The sequence below is a fragment of the Deltaproteobacteria bacterium HGW-Deltaproteobacteria-2 genome (assembly GCA_002840505.1).
In the GTDB taxonomy this organism is placed as follows: domain Bacteria; phylum Desulfobacterota; class Syntrophia; order Syntrophales; family Smithellaceae; genus Smithella.
In genome coordinates, this window is sequence record PHBC01000006.1 from 42758 (window position 1) to 62028 (window position 19271).

12 protein-coding genes are annotated in these 19271 nt (G+C 43.6%); 3 read left to right on the top strand and 9 right to left on the bottom strand.

Annotated elements, in window-relative coordinates:
• Positions 1-134 precede the first annotated feature (134 nt).
• From CVU62_12155 to CVU62_12170, 4 genes are all read right to left on the bottom strand, one after another.
• A complete protein-coding gene (locus tag CVU62_12155) occupies positions 135-809 on the bottom strand; it encodes a hypothetical protein (protein PKN36850.1) in 675 nt (224 codons plus the stop codon).
• Complete coding sequence (locus CVU62_12160) at positions 743-1033, bottom strand: hypothetical protein (protein PKN36851.1); 291 nt, start codon at positions 1031-1033, stop codon at positions 743-745. Before CVU62_12160 ends, CVU62_12155 begins: the two co-directional genes overlap by 67 nt.
• 421 nt (positions 1034-1454) lie before the next feature.
• Complete coding sequence (locus CVU62_12165; protein PKN36852.1) at positions 1455-4397, bottom strand: hypothetical protein; 2943 nt, start codon at positions 4395-4397, stop codon at positions 1455-1457.
• A gap of 19 nt (positions 4398-4416) precedes the next feature.
• Complete coding sequence (locus CVU62_12170) at positions 4417-5976, bottom strand: biotin carboxylase (protein ID PKN37038.1); 1560 nt, start codon at positions 5974-5976, stop codon at positions 4417-4419.
• A gap of 473 nt (positions 5977-6449) precedes the next feature.
• Between CVU62_12170 and CVU62_12175 the strand changes: the two genes are divergently transcribed.
• Together CVU62_12175 and CVU62_12180 are read left to right on the top strand one after the other, a co-directional pair.
• Complete coding sequence (locus CVU62_12175; protein PKN37039.1) at positions 6450-6917, top strand: YaiI/YqxD family protein; 468 nt, start codon at positions 6450-6452, stop codon at positions 6915-6917.
• 211 nt (positions 6918-7128) lie between these two features.
• The gene (locus tag CVU62_12180; protein PKN36853.1) at positions 7129-7461 is read left to right on the top strand and encodes a hypothetical protein; all 333 of its coding nucleotides are present in this window, start codon (positions 7129-7131) and stop codon (positions 7459-7461) included.
• Between the two features lie 95 nt (positions 7462-7556).
• On the opposite strand, the gene CVU62_12185 is transcribed toward CVU62_12180, so the two are convergent.
• Together CVU62_12185 and CVU62_12190 are read right to left on the bottom strand one after the other, a co-directional pair.
• The gene (locus tag CVU62_12185) at positions 7557-8261 is read right to left on the bottom strand and encodes a hypothetical protein (protein PKN36854.1); all 705 of its coding nucleotides are present in this window, start codon (positions 8259-8261) and stop codon (positions 7557-7559) included.
• Positions 8258-10195, bottom strand: a complete 1938-nt coding sequence (locus CVU62_12190) for a hypothetical protein (protein PKN36855.1) — start codon at positions 10193-10195, stop codon at positions 8258-8260. Before CVU62_12190 ends, CVU62_12185 begins: the two co-directional genes overlap by 4 nt.
• Here CVU62_12190 and CVU62_12195 point away from each other — a divergent pair.
• Positions 10179-10370 (top strand): hypothetical protein, encoded by a 192-nt coding sequence (locus CVU62_12195; protein PKN36856.1) that lies wholly within the window; start codon positions 10179-10181, stop codon positions 10368-10370. The two genes, CVU62_12190 and CVU62_12195, sit on opposite strands and share 17 nt — an antisense overlap.
• A 24-nt stretch (positions 10371-10394) precedes the next feature.
• On the opposite strand, the gene rimO is transcribed toward CVU62_12195, so the two are convergent.
• The 3 genes from rimO to CVU62_12210 form a co-directional block, all read right to left on the bottom strand.
• On the bottom strand, positions 10395-11720 hold the full coding sequence (rimO, locus tag CVU62_12200; protein PKN37040.1) for a 30S ribosomal protein S12 methylthiotransferase RimO: 1326 nt from the start codon (positions 11718-11720) through the stop codon (positions 10395-10397).
• 20 nt (positions 11721-11740) lie between these two features.
• The gene (locus CVU62_12205; protein ID PKN36857.1) at positions 11741-14008 is read right to left on the bottom strand and encodes a cell division protein FtsK; all 2268 of its coding nucleotides are present in this window, start codon (positions 14006-14008) and stop codon (positions 11741-11743) included.
• Positions 14009-14167: 159 nt separating this feature from the next.
• Complete coding sequence (locus CVU62_12210) at positions 14168-19216, bottom strand: hypothetical protein (GenBank protein ID PKN36858.1); 5049 nt, start codon at positions 19214-19216, stop codon at positions 14168-14170.
• Positions 19217-19271: the final 55 nt, after the last annotated feature.

Consider the following 19271-nt stretch of genomic DNA (forward strand, 5'->3'; position numbering starts at 1 on the left):
CGAAAGAAAAATCCAATTGTAAATATGACAAGGTAAATGATGAGGTACCGCGGGAATGCATCATGTAGATTTACAGGCAAGAGAAAGCAAGGGGATGACTTTTTTAGATGGGTAAAGAAGATCAAACTTTACAGTTATAAATCTCGGGAGAGGATATATTCGGCAACCGTGTTTAAGTGATCTTTTTCAGGACAGTCGTTGAAAATACTAAGTTGTGATTTGGCTTCGCTGATATATCTGGACGCAATTTGAAGGGAAGAATCAATTCCTTTATATTTTTTAATTAATCTGAGAATTTCCCGCACCGCCTTTTGTGAGCCTTTTTTGCCGGTTATTATTTCTTTGATTTTGCTTTTCTCTTCCTGCGTGCTTTGTTGGAGGGCGAATATTAGCGGCAGGGTTATTTTGCCTTCTTCCAGATCTTTGCCGATGGACTTGCCGAATTTCTTTTCTTTGGCCATATAATCCAGAGTGTCATCCGTAATTTGAAAAGCCATGCCGATGTTCCTGCCGAATAGCTTCAGAGCATCTATTTTTTCATTTGAAGCTTCACCAAGAATCGCTCCCGCCGCGCAGGCTGCAGAAATCAGAACGGCCGTTTTCTTTTCGACAATGCTGAAATATTCATCCCGGGTCAGGTTGACATCACCGCATTTGATGAGCTGAAATACTTCGCCTTCGGACATAATGGTCGTGACTTCAGACATCAGTTTCAAAATGGCTATATTTTCAATGGATGTCATCAAAATGAAAGACTTGGAATAAAGAAAGTCGCCGACCAGGACGCTCGCGGCGTTTCCCCAGATGATATTGGCCGAACCGCGGCCATCGGAAAGCGGCTCTCATTACGGCAACCGCAAAGACCGGAACTAATCAAAAGCAGAAGAGGCCGGAATCTTTTGCCTCCGCTGTCTATTAAATGGTGCGAGACTTCGGGAATTAATTTAATTTCGGAAGTCGCATTATTATTGATACATTTTTCGACCTTTTGGAGGTCGTTTTTATATGCGGAAAAAACATCCTGAATGAGCATTTATAACCGTACCTTAATTAATTTTCCATTGCCGGACTTGATCCGGCAATCCAGTTCTTTTTTTGTCAAATCGAGTCCCGCATACGCGGGCATTCGAGACTGTGTCACAATGCTTTTTAATGTCATTTCGACCGTAGGGAGAAATCTTTCCGTATAATGACATCAATATTTTAAGCTTCTTCGCCTGCACCTGGAATGACATCTATTCTAATTACTACACAGTCTCATTTGCCGGGGTTCCCTGCGAGATAAACTCCGGCCGGTATCCATTTTATATTCCTCTAATTACGTAGCACCATACTAAATTATTTAACAGAGAACTATAGTGCTGTTATTCTATTCTTACCATGGATCAATAAAAGAGTGAAACGATTCCTGTCTGATCGTTTCCATTTTCGTTTTTTGCCGCTTTACTGACGTGTTATTTCAGCTTGAAATTTACACGGCTGTCTTTAACTTTTTCTTTTTTCTCCGGAGAAAGTGTTTTTGATTCCACAATAAATATGCGGCTGGCGTCGACATTGCCAGACTGAAGAAGCAGTTCTCTGACGTTTTGCGCGCGCCGTTCAGCAAGCTGTCGCAAATCGCTATCCGTCACTTCAATACTGTTCAACAGCAATTTTTCCATATCCTCTGCCGGAATCTTTTTGGCGATGCCAACAAAGTTACGCGGCTTGGTAAATTTCCCGGCATCATAAGTTTTCTTCAGATACTTCTCATATTCCTGAGGTGTAAGCTGAATTTGTTCAAGAGCAATCTGTTCGCCGCCTTTCGACAATATTTCTTTGAGTTTATGCGCTTTGATCCTGCGGTTTAATTCATCTTTTTTAAAACCGGCCTTATCATTTACGGGATCAACATATCCTTCAATATCCAGCTTCAGAGCCGGTCTTTCATAAAGAGCTTTCCCGATGGTTGTTATTTTTTTACGGCTTTCATCTGTAACTAAAGCATTCCCGTAATCAAACTCAATAAAGCTCAACTCTTCGCCGCCGCCGGTAAGAGAGGCTATCAGTGCAAAAGGCGATGTAACGGCTTTAGTGATGAGGTTTACAAGTATCTGCCAGATGATCGGCCAGATTCTAAATTTGGGATCATCGAGGCTGCCGGATACGGGAACATCCAGATTGATTTGCCCTTTGCGGTCAGTTAAAAGAGATACCGCCAGCGTTACCGGTCCTTTAATCGCGTCAGGACTTTCCACTTTATCTCCAAAGGTGAGCTGGTCGATCGTCACTTTATTCTGTGATTCGAGTTTCCTTTTATCCACCAGATAGGTCACATCGAAACTAAGCTTTCCCTTGGTTATGGGATAGCCAAGATACTTGTTCGTATAAGGTGTAACCGGACTCATTTCAATATCTTTGAAACTGATTTTAATATCAACGAAAAGATCTTTGGCCAGCGGATTAATCTTGCCTGCAATGTCGATAGGCGAGCCGTAACCCAGGTTGCCCTTGAGCGTGACATTAGCACGCGTCATAGCCTGAGAAGAAAGCCCGGTTATGCTGCCAGTCATGTTGAGCATATTTGCCGCATAGTTAGGCTTTATGTTATTGTCACGGAAATCAATGTTGCCGCCGCGAAATATTATTTTGCCTATTTTGATATCAGCTGGTTTTTCAGAAGGTTTTATTTCTTTTTTCTTTTCTTCAGGCTTAGCGGGAGGTTGCTTTTTCTCCGGTTCTTTTTTGCCGTCATCGCTTAATATATTCTGAATATTAGTTGTCTTGTCTGGGTTGATGATAATGCGAGAATAGAAATCAGCAAGCGAGATAGTCTTAATACGCAGGAAAAAAGGATTGAATCCTGTCTGAAGCTGATCAAAAGAAAGCGCTTTCCATTTTAGAAAATCATTGGATTGGGCCTTGTCAATAGTAGCAAGATTGTTTACGTAAGCTTTGCCGGAATACTTAATGATAAGTTCATTCTTTTTGTCTTTAGCCAAAGTAAGATTTCCGGCAGTGGAAACCGTACCGCGTGTCACATCAATTTTAACTTTATCGGTAAAGTAGGACTGAAATGCCCGGATGCTGATATTTTTTACATCCAATGCCAAATTGGCATTAAGCGGTTCCAAACCTAACGGTCCATGCGCTGATAATTCACTTTTCTTATCCAGAGTGAACGCCAGATCAATATTGCCCTGTGCGCCTTTTTCCAAGGAAAGATTGGTCGCTTTCAATTGCAGCGGTGTGAGATGAATATTTACCGGCTTATGTGTTTTGGCGTCAATAAAAGTAAAATCTGCTTTATCGATGAAAAAATTATCCAGCCGGAATTTTAATCCGGTTTCCTTTGCAGGGGTTGCGGCGGCGGTTCCTTTGGGGGTAGTCTTTTCTTTTTTTGTTTGCTTTTGCACCAGCTTGAGCAAGTTGATATCACCCTGCTTATTGCGGTGGATAACCAATTCCGGCGATTGAATGGTAATATCAGCAAGATGAATATCCGGTACGAGTGGCTCGACGGATGTCATGTTTATGCTCATGTATGGCATATGCAGAATTTTATTCTTCTGCAAGTCGTCCAGAGTTATTTTTTTGAAAATCGCATTGCCTGATAACACAAGAGAAGGCGATTTGTCTTTATGCATGACAAAATTTAATTTCATTTTCGTGTCGAGCCGTGCGGAGTTAAGTTTAAAGTTCATTTTTACAGGAGAGTAATTCAGATAAAAGGGGATGTCTAAATCCTGAACATTTAGATCAAAACTCGTGGCGCGTGATGTGAGAAAGGGCTGAGTTTTGCCCGCAAGCTCAAATTTATCATCGTTGATGATGGCGGAAAAATTCGGTACGACGTATTCTTGAAGATAGTATTCAATATTGGAAACAAAGGGGATGGAAAGATTCATCTCCCGCACGGTATGATTGGTTTGCCTGGGCCCATCATGAAAATCAATTTTTCCTTTGATAATCTGAATATTGTTTAAAGAAAAAAGAAAAGGCTTCTCTTCTTTGACAGGTTTGGGTTTTTTCTCATACATAGTGATAATGTCGGTAAAGTTATATGAGCCATCCTGTTTACGGAATATGCCGACGTAGGGATTCTTCAAGCTGATTTTTTTCAGAATCAATGCTCTGCGGAAAATTGAAGAAGCCGCATCAGCATTCACATAGAGTTCGTCAAACGCAACGAACGGCAATTTGTTGCCGGGATCTTCCAGCGAAAACCCTTTGATGGTTACAGAAAGTGCAAAAGGATTTATGTCGATTTTGGCGATTGATGTTTTCCTGTGCAGAGCCTCTGAAATTTTTTCAGTGATCAGCGGCTTGAGAACAGCGGGTACAATAAAAAAACCGGCAATGCCGAAAATAACCAAAAAAACAACCAAGCCGATAAGTATCTTTTTGAAAGCACGCATAACCTCACCTTTCTTATTCTTACCAGGGATCAATAAAAGAATGGCCTGCTTCCGGTAATCGTTGAGCGGGCACGGATTTAATGCCCTGCATAATCCACTTGCGGGTATCGGCCGGATCTATAACAGAATCTATTTCCAGATAAGAAGCCATATTGATGGCCTTGCCGCGCTTGTATAGTTCATCAACCAGTTGTTTATATAACTTTTCGCGTTGAGCCGGGTCTTCGATCGCGGCCAACTCCTTTTTAAAACCGGCCTTGATGGCCCCTTCGATGCCCATGGCGCCAAACTCTCCGGTCGGCCAGGCGGCCGTGAAGAAGGATTCATGGAAACCTCCCTTGGTCATGGCCATTGCGCCTAGTCCGTAGCCGCGGCGCAGAACAACCGTGAAATAAGGCACTGTCAAATGCGAGCCGATGACAAACATCCGGCAAACGTGGCGCACCTGCGCGCGTTTTTCTATTTCCGGACCAACCATAAAACCGGGCGTGTCGCACAAAGACAAAATCGGCAAACCATGCGTTTCACAAATCTGCATAAGTTTAGCCGCCTTATCCGCGCCTTCCGCTTCAATGGCTCCGGCCATATGCATACAGTTATTGGCAATTAGACCGAAAGGCCTGCCTTCGATGCGGATAAATCCAGTAATAATGCCGGGCCCGAATTTGGGGCGTAGCTCTAAAAACGAATCCGTATCGGCAAGCGCTTTAATGACCGTCTGCACTTTATAAGCGCGTTTGTTATTTTCAGGAATCAGATCGCGAAGACGAAGCTGATCAGCAGCTTCCCATTGGGGAGTTGTTCCCTGAAAATAGGAAAGATATTTTTTGGCGACAGCGACCGCCTCTTCATCATCGGCTACTTCAATATCCACCACGCCGTTTTGACTTTGCACATCTATCGGACCGATTTCTTCCGGCTTAAAAATACCTAAACCTCCACCTTCAATCATTACCGGTCCGCCCATGCCAATATTGGAATTTTTTGTCGCGATAATAACATCGCAACATCCCAGCAGAGCCGCGTTTCCCGCGAAACATGGTCCGGATACAACGCCGACCAACGGAACTCTTCCGCTTAATTTAGCGAAAGCGCCAAAGGTGGATAAATCAAGGCCAGCTGTCATAATGCCGATAGCATCAACATCTCCCGGCCTTCCACCGCCGCCTTCCGCGAATAAAACCAGAGGCAGGCGCTGCTCAAAAGCCAGTTTCAGCATCCGGTCCATTTTTTTGTGATTAAAATAACCCTGCGTGCCGGCCAGAACTGTGTAGTCATAGGCCATGACCATACAGCGGGATTTGTCATCTTTGAAAGAAGAACCGTTTACCGAGCCGACACCGGCAATCATGCCGTCGGCGGGAGTTTTGCTGATTAAATCTTCTTCAGAGCGCCGCCCTCGTTGAGCAGCGATGGCCAGAGCACCGTATTCAATAAAACTTCCAGCATCGCATAAATCTTCAACATTGGCGCGGGCTGTTCTCTGATTCTTTTTTTGACGTTTTGCCACTGCGTCAGGACGATTTTCATCAAGGCCGAAAGAATGCCTTATGATCATTTCTGCCATTTCAGGACGTATCATTTTCGTGTCTGTGTCTTTTTTCATTTTACTGCGGACTCCATTGATTAACTGAAAGTATTTATATATAAATTAATATAACAATTATATGCATATTTCAAAGGGTAAATTCAGATCCTTGTTTTGTCATTCCGGCCCCCATGCGCGGGATAAACTCCGGCCGGAATACAGTTATTTTTCCCCTCCCTAGGTGGCATGACTAGCGTATAAGACTTTGTAGAAATGGGAGAAAATATCATTGCCTCTCCTCCGCTGGCGGAGGTGTCACGTAGTGACGGAGGTGGAAAAATAACTTTCGGCTTATAATTTGGATAAACATTATGGATGCCTTGAAATTTCCACCCCCTGCCCCCGCCAGCGGGGGACATTATGGCATAGGCAATTCACTGTACGTCGCGATATTATCTTTAAATTAAAAATGGTATAAGAGATGACACATGACTTTGCTATGCACAAATCTAAACAGAGGTTTTATGCAGATATTTGTTGATGCGGATGCGTTCCCGAATGTTATCAGAGACATCTTAATCAAAGCATCCTTGCGTTTAAACATTCCCCTGATCTTTGTGGCTAATAAACCGTTGCGCCTGGAGAAATTGCCAAATGTATCCCTGATTATGGTTCCTGAGGGGGCTGATGTGGCTGATGATCGCATTGCCCAATTAGTACAACCGGGCGACCTCGTGATAACAGCCGATATCCCGCTTGCCGACCGGGTAGTCGCCAAAAAAGCTTTTGCTATTAATCCTCGCGGCAAGCTCTACACGGAACACAACATCAAAGATCGGTTGGCCATGCGTGATTTACTCAATGAACTAAGAGATAATGGCCTGATGACAGGCGGTCCTGCTGAGTTTAGCAAAAAAGACCGACAGGCATTTGCCAACCAGTTGGACAGCTTTTTAATCCGGCAGTTAAAATTAGAAAACGGGGCAAAATGAAAAATACCATGCAGTTTAGAATGCTATAATCAAGTTTCGCTTCTGTCATTGTTTGACTTTCCTGGCAATTCAGCATCACAATCTTTTCATTTCGGCTAAGTGACTGCCGGAATGACATCGATAGAGAATGATAAACTTAGCCGTGCGTTGTGCGGGCGAGTGGATTGAAAATTTCAAAAAAATATAGTAAAAAATACAAAGAGGAAAAGTCATGAATAAACAGCTTTCCTGTTTGTGTTGCGGTAAATGTTGCTTTGTGGATTTGACCGCCTATGCGGAGAAAGAAGATTTTGACCGCTGGCGCGCCGAAAACAGGCAGGACATTCTGGAAATGATCGAACACCGTCATCTTATGTGGGCGGGTGATAGAATGGTTTCTTCGGAAACCGGTGATTATCCTCGGGAATGTCCCTTTCTTTATAGTTCAGGTGATGTGTTTCTCTGTTCAATATACGAGACAAGGCCAATGGTCTGCCGTGAATATCATCCTGGATCTTCGGAGTTGTGTCCGCAATGGAAGAGCAATGTAAAAGGTGAAGAGTGAAGGGTGAAAAAGATCGTTCAATGTTCTACGTTCTAAGTTCTAAGTTCTAAGTTAAATAGTGAATGGTAAAAAATAATTGATTTAGGGTATTAGTCTTACCAACCAATGCTGATGCCGCCACCAACGAACCATCCGCAGTAATCCACCTCCGCTTTGGGATGTCGCGGCGAAAAAAAGTTTACGCCGAAATCATCCATTTTGAGATACCGATATCCGCCTCCTGCTGTGATGTTGAAATTTTTTGTAACTGCAAAACTTACCTTTCCCTCAAATCGGAAACCAGGCGCCGAATCGTCACCTTTCTGCTCCCATGAATTTTCTGATTCCTTAAAGTCTGCGAAGTAATAGCCAAGAGCAAATTCTCCGTTGAAGGAAAGACGTGAGGCCGCGACCGGATAGCGGACAGAGAATATTGCCAGTGCTCCGTTAGCAGATGTCTCCATTTTATAAGCTCCCATACTGTGTGAACCCGAAGCTTCCGCCCAGAAACGTTCGTAACCAAGACCGACGCCGATAATCGGGGTTATCCGGTAAATCGCCCGCACGGAAAAACCATCGGCTGTATTCATTTTGGAAATGTTGCCACCCCATGTGGTGTTTATCCAGGAGATATAGTTGTTTGCCGCTGTCATGGAAATCCAGCTTCTCTCAAACTCTCCCATGATTTCCCAGCGCTGGCCGGCTTTTTCCTGCTCGATGGTAAAAGACGACATGGTGTCTGCTCTGATTGCGTCCGGTGCGAAGATGACCGGAATAGTTATCAGAAAAAACAGGAATATTTGCGGTAGATATTTTTTCATTTATCAACTTCTTTCGGCGTTACAGTCATTATGACATCCTGTTTGCCGAGGCCTTTGGATGTATCGAAAGTGAAGTCCGCGGGAAGCGCGTTGATCTGGCCGGCGCTGGTTTCAAATGTCACCATTCCGGGGGCCTGTTTGATGATTTTTCCGCCCTGCACGCTTACATCAAGTATTGGGTCGAAGGTGATGGTGACTTCAAGCGGAGTTGTTGCATCCACTCCAGTGACGGTTCCATTTCCTGTAACAGGCACACCACGCATCACCTGCGGAGGGCTAAAAGTCAGTCCGTATGAGTAAACGGAGATTTTCTTTTCATCAACGACGGTCCCTTTGGGGTCGGTAAGCGTTAAACGTGTTGTACCCGCCGGAAGCCGGTCTCCGGCGGCAATATCATAAACAGCCGAAGCGGTGTTTGTTTTATTGTCTATCAGATACATATCCGGTGAACCGTAGTTGACGGATTTGCCGCTCGCTGTCGGTGTTGCTGTAAGGTGGTAATTGCTAAGATTGCCGATGTCGACGTTCGGTACGGTGGCCGTTACCGGTGGAGAGACTGTTCCGTCGTAAAAGCCGCTTGCAGCAATTCCGGATGGGGAAATTGCTGTTTCACTCTTTCCACCTGAAAGAATCGCCGTAATTACTCCTCCGGCAACGATTCCACCGGTAATTATTTTGGGAACTTTGCCGATAAAATAATCTCCCTTCTTTTCCATCTCCTGAGTTTTTTTGCCTTCTTCATTGATAAAGAAAGAGGAGCTTGCTCCGCGGGCTTTTACAGCAACAGTTGTATCCGGTGATATGACAAAGCTGCCCAACGCGCCACTGGCGGGGAGTTTAATACCCTCGCGATATTCAGATCCGGTCGTTTTTGCTTCGTCCGCTTTCTTTGGAGGTGTTCCCTCTGTGGGTTTGGGCGTAGGTGCAGGCGTGGGTGTAGGAGTAGCTGCAGGTTTAGCCGTAGGTTTAGGTGCAGGCGTTACAATGGGTGTGGGTGTAATAGGTGTAACGGTAGGTGTCGTAGAAACGGGCTTAACAGTTTCACCCTGATGACAGCAGGGGCAGCGTTTTATAAGACGCCAGCCGCTTGATTTTCCATTGTACTTATACCGGTAACCGACGGGAATTCTCTCGTCGTAAGTGTAAGTGAAAACTTCGTTGTCCTGCTCCGGAGTGACCAAATCTTTTTCCGGCTTGCCGGTTATTGGATTTTTGAAAGGATAATATTTTACAAGCTTAATAGTTATTTTTACGTGCACCGTAACTTTGTATTTTTTCTGTTCATAGGAAAGTTGGTTCTCACTTTTTTCACAGATCCCCGCGTGTCCCTCCGCGTTGATTTTGATTTTCCCCTTTTCTTCGCCAGCCTTGACAAAGTCCGAATGATCTATTTCTCCATCCTTGATGGCGTTGCTTATGGCCGTGTCGAGCTTGGCAAGAATATTACCGCTTTCACCGGCTTTGAACAGATAAACACTTTTGCCCTTGGAAGAAGTTATTTTCTTACCCTGCAAATCCTTTAATACCTGCTTTTTGGCCATATCGACAATCTGGCTGATGGTACGGTCGCATTTTTTTACGGGAACTTCTTTTTCCAGAGAATGATCCTTATCGCATTTGTCTTTGCCGGGACCGCCGCAGACGGGGCAAGTCAGACAATGCCTTTCGCAGAATACCTTGCCGAGATCATGTTGAGCGGTGCTTATCTCCTTTTCCTGCTCGTCACAGACGAAAAACTCCGTCTCGACATCGACATGGCACATTTCCGTGCTTTCTGCTCCGCTTTTTATATCCTTCATCGTGACGGGATATGAACCTATTTCGATAGTTTCCGTTGTTGTTCCTGCGTAAAGAGATATGTTTGTAATGAAAAAGAATAAAGAGAAAAGAACAAGTCTGACGAGGACTACGGTCAATGTGTTTACAAGCCGCATAAAAGCCTCCTTGTTTGATAAAAAACAAAACTTGTTGTTTGTTGGAAAAGAACATTCTTTTTTTATTGGATGGAATTATATGAAGAAGGTTTTCGTGTGTCAATGGAATATTTGCAGAAAAGATATAAAAGCGACTATGCTCAAGAAAAAAAGCAAATTACGTCTGGATAAATGACCTGGGCCACCATATTCATTTGATTTAGCTGATTGTTTTGCCGAATAAATCGTATTCGTCAACAGCGGTTATTTTGCATTTTACAATGTTGCCGATTGCAGAAGTGGAATCTTTTATGTAGGTAACGCCGTCTATTTCCGGTGCCTGTCTGCGGCATCTGCCAATGTAGGCGTAATCTTCGCGGTCGCTTTCCCCTTCGATAAGCACTTCCTGAATCGAGCCGATCAGCGTTTTGTTGATAGCGGCGGAAATTGCCGCCTGCTCATTCATGATTGTTTCGCGGCGACGTTCCTTTTCCTTTTCTGATACCTGCGATTTTAAGTTCGCGGCGATTGTTCCTTCTTCCCGCGAGTAGGTAAAAACGCCAAGATGGTCAAACTTTGTTTCGTTCACGAAATCAAGCAAACGGTTAAATCTTGTCGGCGTCTCGCCCGGGAATCCGACAATGAGAGATGTTCTCAGAGCGATGCCGGGAATTATTTGGCGCGCCTGAGCGATAACTTCTTTGATTTTTGCGCCGGTGACTTTACGGTTCATCGCTTTTAAAATATCGTCGTCGATGTTCTGAATGGGCAAATCAATATAGTTGCAAATTTTTTCATTGGCGGCAATGGTCTCCAGTAATTCTGTGGTGACACGCGCCGGATGAGCGTAAAGCAGACGTAACCATTTAACGCCTTTGATTTTAGTCATATCGTTTAACAGAGCGGACAGGCGCGGGCGGCCTTTTAAATCCCTGCCAAAACTTGTGGTGTCCTGAGCGGTGATAATTATTTCCTTTATTCCTCTTCTGATTAGTGTTTCGGCTTCTTGAAGAATATCATCCGGTTTGCGGCTGCGTGCCTTACCTCGAATGGAGGGTATGACGCAGTAGGAACAGCGATTGGAACAGCCGTCGGAAATTTTTAAATACGCGCTTGCAGCGGTTGAAGATAATATCCGCTGGTGCTTGAAGTTCATTAAAAAATCAGGTTTGGTGATTACTGTATTCCGTTTGTGTTTTTCCTGATTTAATTTGTCTATATGGCTGACGATGTTGCCAACTTCTCCTGTGCCGATAAATAAATCCACTTCCGGCATCTGGGTGAAAAGTTCTCGGCCATAGCGTTGGGCGAGACAACCGGCGACGACAATCCGCAGCCGCTGGTTTTTCTTTTTTTCTTCGGCCAGCATTAATATTTCTTCGATGGCTTCTTCCTTGGCGGGATTGATAAAGGCGCAGGTGTTGACGATGACAATGTCAGCGGAATCATTACTATCAACAAGTATGCTGCCGGATTGATTTAAGAGGCCTCCCATAACTTCCGAATCAATCAGATTCTTTGGACAGCCCAGACTAATGATACGTATTTTTTTATTATTTGATTTCTTCAACTGGGGAGCTTTCTAATGAGAACTTTTCTGGGTTTTGCGCCATCCGACGGCCCGACAATTCCTTCGGACTCCATTTTTTCAATCATTCGCGCCGCCCTGTTGTAACCGATTTTCATGTACCGCTGGACAAGTGATATGGATGCCTGTCCCAGTTCTCCGACCAACGCCACGGCTTCGTCATATTTTACATCGAAATCATCATCACCTTCATGTTGAGTCTGCGCGGCGGCCAGTGCGAATTTTTCGATGGAAGAATCGTACGCCGGCTGCGCCTGCATTTTAATAAAATCAACAATACGCGAGATTTCTTTGTCCGAAACGTAAGCGCCGTGGATGCGGGAAAGTTTGGATGTGCCCGGTGGAATAAAAAGCATGTCTCCGGCCCCGAGAAGTTTTTCCGCTCCCTGCTGGTCAATGATTGTGCGCGAGTCAATTTTGGAAGAAACCTGAAATGAAATACGCGTGGGGAAATTAGCCTTAATCAAGCCGGTGATGACATCAACAGAAGGCCTCTGCGTGGCGATGATAAGGTGAATACCGGCTGCACGAGCCATTTGCGCCAGACGCGTCAGTGATTCTTCCACGTCCCGCGGCGCAACCATCATCAGATCGGCTAATTCATCGATAATTACGACAATGTAAGGAAGTTTTGTGTGTTTTATTTGCTGCTCAACGTTGGCACTGTCAGTTGTGTCGGTTGTTTGTTCAGGTTCTATATCAGGATCAACCTGTTTGGGTAGCGCCAGAACAGTTTTGCTCTTCAGGCCTTTTAAAAGCAGTTCGTTATAGGCGTCAATACTTTTTGCCTTGAGATCGTTGAGTATCTTGTAGCGTCTTTCCATTTCTTCTACCGTCCAGCGCAGCACCTGCGAAGCTTTTTTCGGATCAACGACTACAGGATGTATTAAATGTGGAACGCCTTCGTAAGAAGATAACTCCAGCCTCTTGGGATCAATCATCAGGAATTTGACGTCATCCGGCTGAGCTTTAAAAAGGATACTGCAGATCATGGCGTTGAGAGCGACGCTTTTACCGGAGCCGGTAGTGCCGGCAATGAGCAGATGAGGCATTTTTGTCAGGTCGGCGACCACGGGTGTGCCCACAAAATTAACACCCAGCGCAATCGGCAGACGGAAAGATGATTCCAGAAAAGACTCGTTGTCGAGGACTTCTTTGAGAAAAACCGGCTCTCTTTTTAGATTGGGTATTTCGATGCCGATGACAGATTTGCCTGGAATGGGGGCAAGGATACGAATACTCGGCGCCATCAGCGCTAAAGCCAGATCATCGGAGAGATTGACTATTTTGTTGATTTTAACACCCGGGGCCGGTTCCAGCTCGTACATTGTGATTACAGGTCCGGGCATTACTTCTACCACACGTCCGTCAACACCGAAATCGGATAATTTCTTTTCCAGAATACGGGAGTTGGTAACCAGAGAGTCACGTTTTACCCGGACATCCTTGTGCTGGGCCTCTTCCAGTAATGTAAATGGAGGCAGTTGGAACTTTTCGTCTGTGGTGTTTTTAGTGAAATTAAAATTGGTTTGCTCGATTTTTTTGAGATTTATTTTTTTTACAACCGGTGGAGTATCTTCGATAATCACCGCTTGCGGTTTTTTTTCTATTTTTACACTGTTGAGAACATAATTTACAAATGAAGAAATACGGCTTTTGCAGAGATTGAATAGTGCTGCGAAAAATTGAGTGATTCTTTCTGTTACAGACATAATTGAAAATTCAATCATGAAAGTCAGTGCTACCACAAAAGTCAGAATTAAGATGATATACGTTCCCGCAACGTTAAAAGATATTCGTAGAAAGTCGACAAGGGAAACACCTATTAATCCGCCGGTGCCGTTCTTCAGCGATTCTCCGTAAACGGTAATGCTTCCATGGAAAAGAAGAGCCATAAGGCCGGCAAAAGAGAGAACAAAAAATAAAAACCCGACAATTCTTTTGGTGTTAATAGTAAACGCCGGTCTTAAAAAATATTTAAAACTGCAAGCCAGAAGAATGAACGGAAAAAGGAATGAAGAAATGCCCAAAAGGCGAATCAGAGAATCGGCTGTATAAGATCCGACTTTGCCGGTAAAATTATGAGTTGCCTGGCCACTAACAACAAAATGGGTAAATGAAGGATCTTGCGGACGGTAGGAAACCAGACACAAAAGCAAAAATAAAGCCAGGGAAAGACAAACCACTCCTTTAATCTCCCTGGTTCTTTTATTATCCTTTTGTTTCTCGGTTATTTTCTCTTCCATATTATTTTTGTACTTTAAAATAATAATTTGTCAACCGCAAGAATTATTTCAGAAAAAAGAGGATTTGACAAGTAAAGTAAGAATCTTTATTTTCCGCATCCGGCTTTTGTCTTTATATTGATGAAGGGTATTGCTTAACTTTCTTTAGTGCTTGTGTTTTCAATTTTCTACAGCCGTACTTTTCTTTTCAAACAGGCTCACACAGTTCTTTCCTCTATGTTTCGATGTGTAGAGAGCCTCATCGGCCGCGTGGATAAGAGCTTCCTTTTCATCGGCATTTCCCGGAAAAGTAGAGACTCCCAGGCTGATAGTGACATGCAGTTTTTGATTCTCATGGGGTATTTCTATTTCGGCAACGCTCGCGCGTATTTTCTCGGCGACGATCATGGCCTGGCGGGAATCAGTTTCGGGCAGGATCATGACGAATTCTTCACCGCCATAACGCGCCGTGATATCCTCGGAGCGTGAGATTCTCTTGGCGGCTACGGCCACGTCCTTCAACACCTTGTCGCCCAGTTGATGGCCATAGGTGTCGTTGAAAGATTTAAAATTGTCAATATCCATCATGATCAGCGAAAACTTTTTGTTATGACGGCGCGAACGTTTTATTTCCTGATCCAGGAGAAGTTGAAAATACCTGTGCACATAGAGCTTGGTCATGCCGTCGGTCGTGGCCAAGTCAAAGAGTCTTGCATTTTCGATGGATATGGCGGCCTGAACGGAAAAGCTTCGGAGAATTTCCAGACGTTCCGGCGTAAAAGCATTCTCACTCAGGTTGTTTTCCATATAAAGGATGCCCGATAATTTGCCCTTGCTCATGATGGGGGTACAGAGAATGGATTTGCACTGTACTCTCATGATGTAGGGGTCGCTTGTAAAGAGGCCTTCTTTCAAGGCATTGCCCAGGACAATGTCTTCCCCGCTGTGATAGACGTAATTGACGATAGAACGGCAGATTTCAGAGCAATCTTTTAGCGGCATGGATTGCATAACCATAGATTCGTTTTTATCTATATCTTCACTGGCCTCAATAGTCAGTTCACCATCCGACTCCAGAATCAGATATCCGCGCTGGGCTCCGGCATTGGTAATGGATACATTCATGATCTTTTGCAGAAGACGGTCCAGCATAATTTCACTGGAGATAATTTGGGAGACCTTCATGGCTGTGGACAGGTCGAGTATTTTTGTACTGCTTGTGGTTTCGGTGGCTCCACTTAATGTCAGGCTGCCCGATGAACCGCTCACCGTTATAGTTCCGGTGGCTTGCTGCTTTTGTTCTCGAGGGATCAACGACGCGTACTTTTCCTCCAGTTCTTTGGCCTTTTCTGAAGCTCCCCATGATAAATAGGATTTGTGAGCCTTTTGCATGAAAAACCCGGCCTCATCCTTACAGGAAGAATCGAGATATAAGAGTGCCAGGCGTTCACAGGCAATGGCTTCTTCCTGCTTGTAACCATTGACCATCGCGCCTTCAATAGCCGCGTGATAGTGTTTCTGCGCCTCCTGGAAGCGTCCTCTCATTCTCATCATTTCTGCGGCCACAAGGTCATATTTGTGCCGGAAATTTTCAGGACAGGATTTTGCCCACCTGAGCATTTTTATCTGGTTGGCCTGGAGATAAATCAAATATTTTGCTTTTCTCAGTGAATCAGCTTCGGCATAAGATGCTGTGAGCGTCAGCGAATAGTATAAATAGAATTCCGGTATATGCAGATTTCCCAGGGCAGTTTTTTTTCTCACAATCCGTTGCATATCACGGACAAGATTGCGGCATTTTGAGTATTCACCAAAAAGATAATTTATTCTCAATCTGACCAGGGAGAAGTAAAATGTGCCGAGCATGTTGTTTTCAGCTTTATAATAATTAGTCTGCTCTTCCTCATCAAAACCATCTCTATTTAAACTGCCTCTGCTTTCGGTCAGACCTTTAAGACAGAGACACATACTTGTGTTTTCCATGTAGTTGCGCGCGATAAAAGGATCCTTACCTCCCAGTTGAAAATCTTTGTACTTTCCGTATTCCTCCAGAATGTCATCGATGTTGTCTCCCAGCATGATGCGGGTCATACCTATCAGATTTACGCTGTGTCCGCTGAAGATCAGGTCGCCGTTTTCGATCCCGTTTTTGTAGGCGTTTCTGAAGTAATCAAGATCGTATTTAGCGTGTTTCTGCCAATGCTGGATAAACATCGGGAAAGCAAATTCTACCCGACATCTGTTCTTTTTGTCGGCTATCTTTTCATTGACTTTTAATGCCGTTGATCCGAACCTGTAGCCGTGCTGATAAAACCCGAGGGAAGATCCTACAATGGAACCCATGGCAATATAGGCGAAGGGAGAATATTCGAAATTGATATCAAAGTCTAACAAGCGATCAACTCCGGTAATGACGATGTATGCAAATAAATTGGGATTATAATAAAACGCTACGGTGCCGGTATGGATTGCCAGGTAAGCGTAAGATAACTTTTCCCATAATTCCAGAGTAGGATTTTTAAACGACATGGACGGATGCACCCGCACATATTCGGCAGCTAATTCTTCCATATGACTTAGATTTCTCGGTTCGGAAATATATTGCATATTGATTAAATCTTCTATCTTCTTACGGCCGAATCGTAATCTAAGCTTCAGCAATTCCCACCCCAGACGGACATCGCTTGGATTTGTAGGTGTCTTGTATCCAACCATTTTCATGCCTTCCAAACCCACCCTCAGTGCGGCTTCATAGTTTCCCTGTGTTGTGTAGAGTACTATCATCAAGGTATAAACATTGGCCTTGTCAATATTCGATTTTGTGTTTTTTACCACAATATCAAATATTTTTTCGGCTTCACGGAAGTTCAGATTGAAATACTCGCATTCTATTGCTTCTCTGTATATGGAATAGGTAAGTTCGTAATGGCTTTTCCAGCAATACTCAGGCAGGAGTCCGATGGCGGTTTTTAAATAAGATGAAGCCGAGGCGTATGCCGTCGATTTTTTCGATTTCTGCGCGGCTTGCAAATTAAGCTTCGCCAGCATAATTTCTTCGTCCGCTCCACTTATGAACCGGATTCCTCTGTTGAGCTGATCGACAATATAAAATATTTTTTCGTTAAGATTATTAGCTCCGGTTTTTTTGAGTACGTTACTGCCGATACGATAATGCATGGCCGCCTTTTCTTTTTCCGGTATCATGGAATATACCGCTTCCTGAATGCGGTCATGGTGAAACTTGTAAATGTTTCCATGAAGGCTGATCATATCTTCTTGAATCGCGGAGGTGAGATCGGCAAGAGTTTCGTCGATTGATTTTCCGGAAACAACAGACAATGACTCAAGATCGAACCTGTTGCCGGTGCAAGCGCATATCTTTAGTACTTCCTGAGTTTTCTTCGGGAAATGGGATATTTTTTGGGCCATAAATTCTATAACGTTTTCGGTAACCTGCATCTCCCGTATTTTATTTATATCCCATTCCCATCCGGTTTTGGGATTCAGTTCCAGCAGATGATTATCGTAAACGTTTTTCAGAAACTGAATAACGAAGAATGGATTGCCGGCCGTTTTCTTGTTGATGAGCTCGGCAAGAGGCATGGATCTTTCAGCATCACATAAAAGCACATTCATGATGATCATATTGATGCTGGTCACATCCAGAGGGCCAAGTGTTATGCTGTGTATATTTCTGCCTTTCTTATGAATATTATTAAGCGTGAGTGTAAGAGGATGGGCATCATTTGTTTCGTTATCCCGGTAAGCTCCTATCAAAAACAAATATTTTGTTTCATAAGTGGTCATTAAGTTTTCCAGGAACTTTAAGCTGGCCTGGTCAGCCCACTGGAGGTCATCTAAGAAAATCACCAAGGGATGTTTTTCAGTTGTAAAAATATTTACAAAGTTTTGAAATACCAGGTTGAATCTATTCATTGATTCTTCCGGACCAAGTAACGGTAAGTCGGGCTGTTTATGAATGATAATCTCCAACTCAGGTATGACGTCAGTTATGACTTTCCCGTTTGGTCCCAGGGCGGAAAGCAGTTTTTTCCTCCACGATTGAATTTTTTCCTCGCTCTCGGAGATTATTTGCCGAATGAGTCCCTGAAAAGCCTGAATAATAGCGCTGTAAGGGACATCTTTTCTAAACGGGTCATATTTACCAAAAATGAAATAACCCTTTTTAGCAATAATCGGTTTGTAAATTTCATTAACCAGAGCTGATTTGCCGATTCCCGGCTGGCCTGTCACAAGCATCATTTCGCTTAAGCCCTTGCACGTTCGCTCAAAGCATCTCATTAATTCAATTCGTTCATTTTCACGATCTACAAGACTACGGGGGATATTGAATCGTATGGAAATATCCTTTGTTGCTATGGGGAATTCATCAATCTTGCCGTTTTGATTCAAAAGATTCAGACATTCGTCGATATCAGCCATTAATCCCAGACAACTCTGATATCGCTCCTCCGGATTTTTTGATAACATCTTCAAAATAATGGCGGACAATACCGGCGGAATGGAAGAGTTCACATCACTGGGAGACAAAGGCTGGCGTGCAATATGCGAATGAATTAGTTCCATCGGATCCTTGTATTTAAAGGGAACCTCGCCGGTCAGCATTTCGTAAAAGGTTGCACCCAGGGAGTATATATCCGTGCGGTAATCCACGCCCCTGTTCATCCTGCCGGTTTGCTCCGGGGACATATATGACAGGGTTCCTTCAATAACATCAGGATTATACAGCTCGTCATTTACATGTGTTAAGATTGCGGAAATACCGAAGTCGGTTATCTTGACTTCACCCTTTTCCGAATTGATCAGGATATTATCAGGCTTTATATCCAGATGAATAATATTATTCTTGTGAATTAATCCCAGTGTTTCGGATACTTTTGCTGAAATCTGTAAAAATGATTTTAATCCAAACTTTTCTATTTTTAATGTCTCTTTAATCGATTCACCGCCGAAATCCTCTTCGATAATGGCGTATTTGTCATCATGCTCAACAAGATCATATATTTTGATGATGTTTTGTATATCAAGATTTTTTACAAGATTATATTCCTGTTTGAATCGTGCAATTTCCGAAGGTGTTGGATATGCGGTTTTAAGCAGTTTAATGATGAACGGCTGAGTTTCATTTTCTTTGTTTCCGCGGTAAATAATTGAATTTCTGGTTTCGTGTATCTTTTCAGTTAGAATGTAATTTGCAAATTTTTCCATGATTTTTCATCTTTCCTATTGCAAAGAATTACTTAATGAAGCCACTGATATAACT

What these genes read in the sequence shown, in the direction of transcription:
- CVU62_12160 (PKN36851.1), bottom strand. Translation starts at nt 1,033, where the DNA reads ATGCTCATTCAGGATGTTTTTTCCGCATATAAAAACGACCTCCAAAAG.
- CVU62_12165 (PKN36852.1), bottom strand. Translation starts at nt 4,397, where the DNA reads ATGCGTGCTTTCAAAAAGATACTTATCGGCTTGGTTGTTTTTTTGGTT.
- CVU62_12175 (PKN37039.1), top strand. Translation starts at nt 6,450, where the DNA reads ATGCAGATATTTGTTGATGCGGATGCGTTCCCGAATGTTATCAGAGAC.
- CVU62_12180 (PKN36853.1), top strand. Translation starts at nt 7,129, where the DNA reads ATGAATAAACAGCTTTCCTGTTTGTGTTGCGGTAAATGTTGCTTTGTG.
- CVU62_12185 (PKN36854.1), bottom strand. Translation starts at nt 8,261, where the DNA reads ATGAAAAAATATCTACCGCAAATATTCCTGTTTTTTCTGATAACTATT.
- CVU62_12190 (PKN36855.1), bottom strand. Translation starts at nt 10,195, where the DNA reads ATGCGGCTTGTAAACACATTGACCGTAGTCCTCGTCAGACTTGTTCTT.
- CVU62_12205 (PKN36857.1), bottom strand. Translation starts at nt 14,008, where the DNA reads ATGGAAGAGAAAATAACCGAGAAACAAAAGGATAATAAAAGAACCAGG.
- CVU62_12210 (PKN36858.1), bottom strand. Translation starts at nt 19,216, where the DNA reads ATGGAAAAATTTGCAAATTACATTCTAACTGAAAAGATACACGAAACC.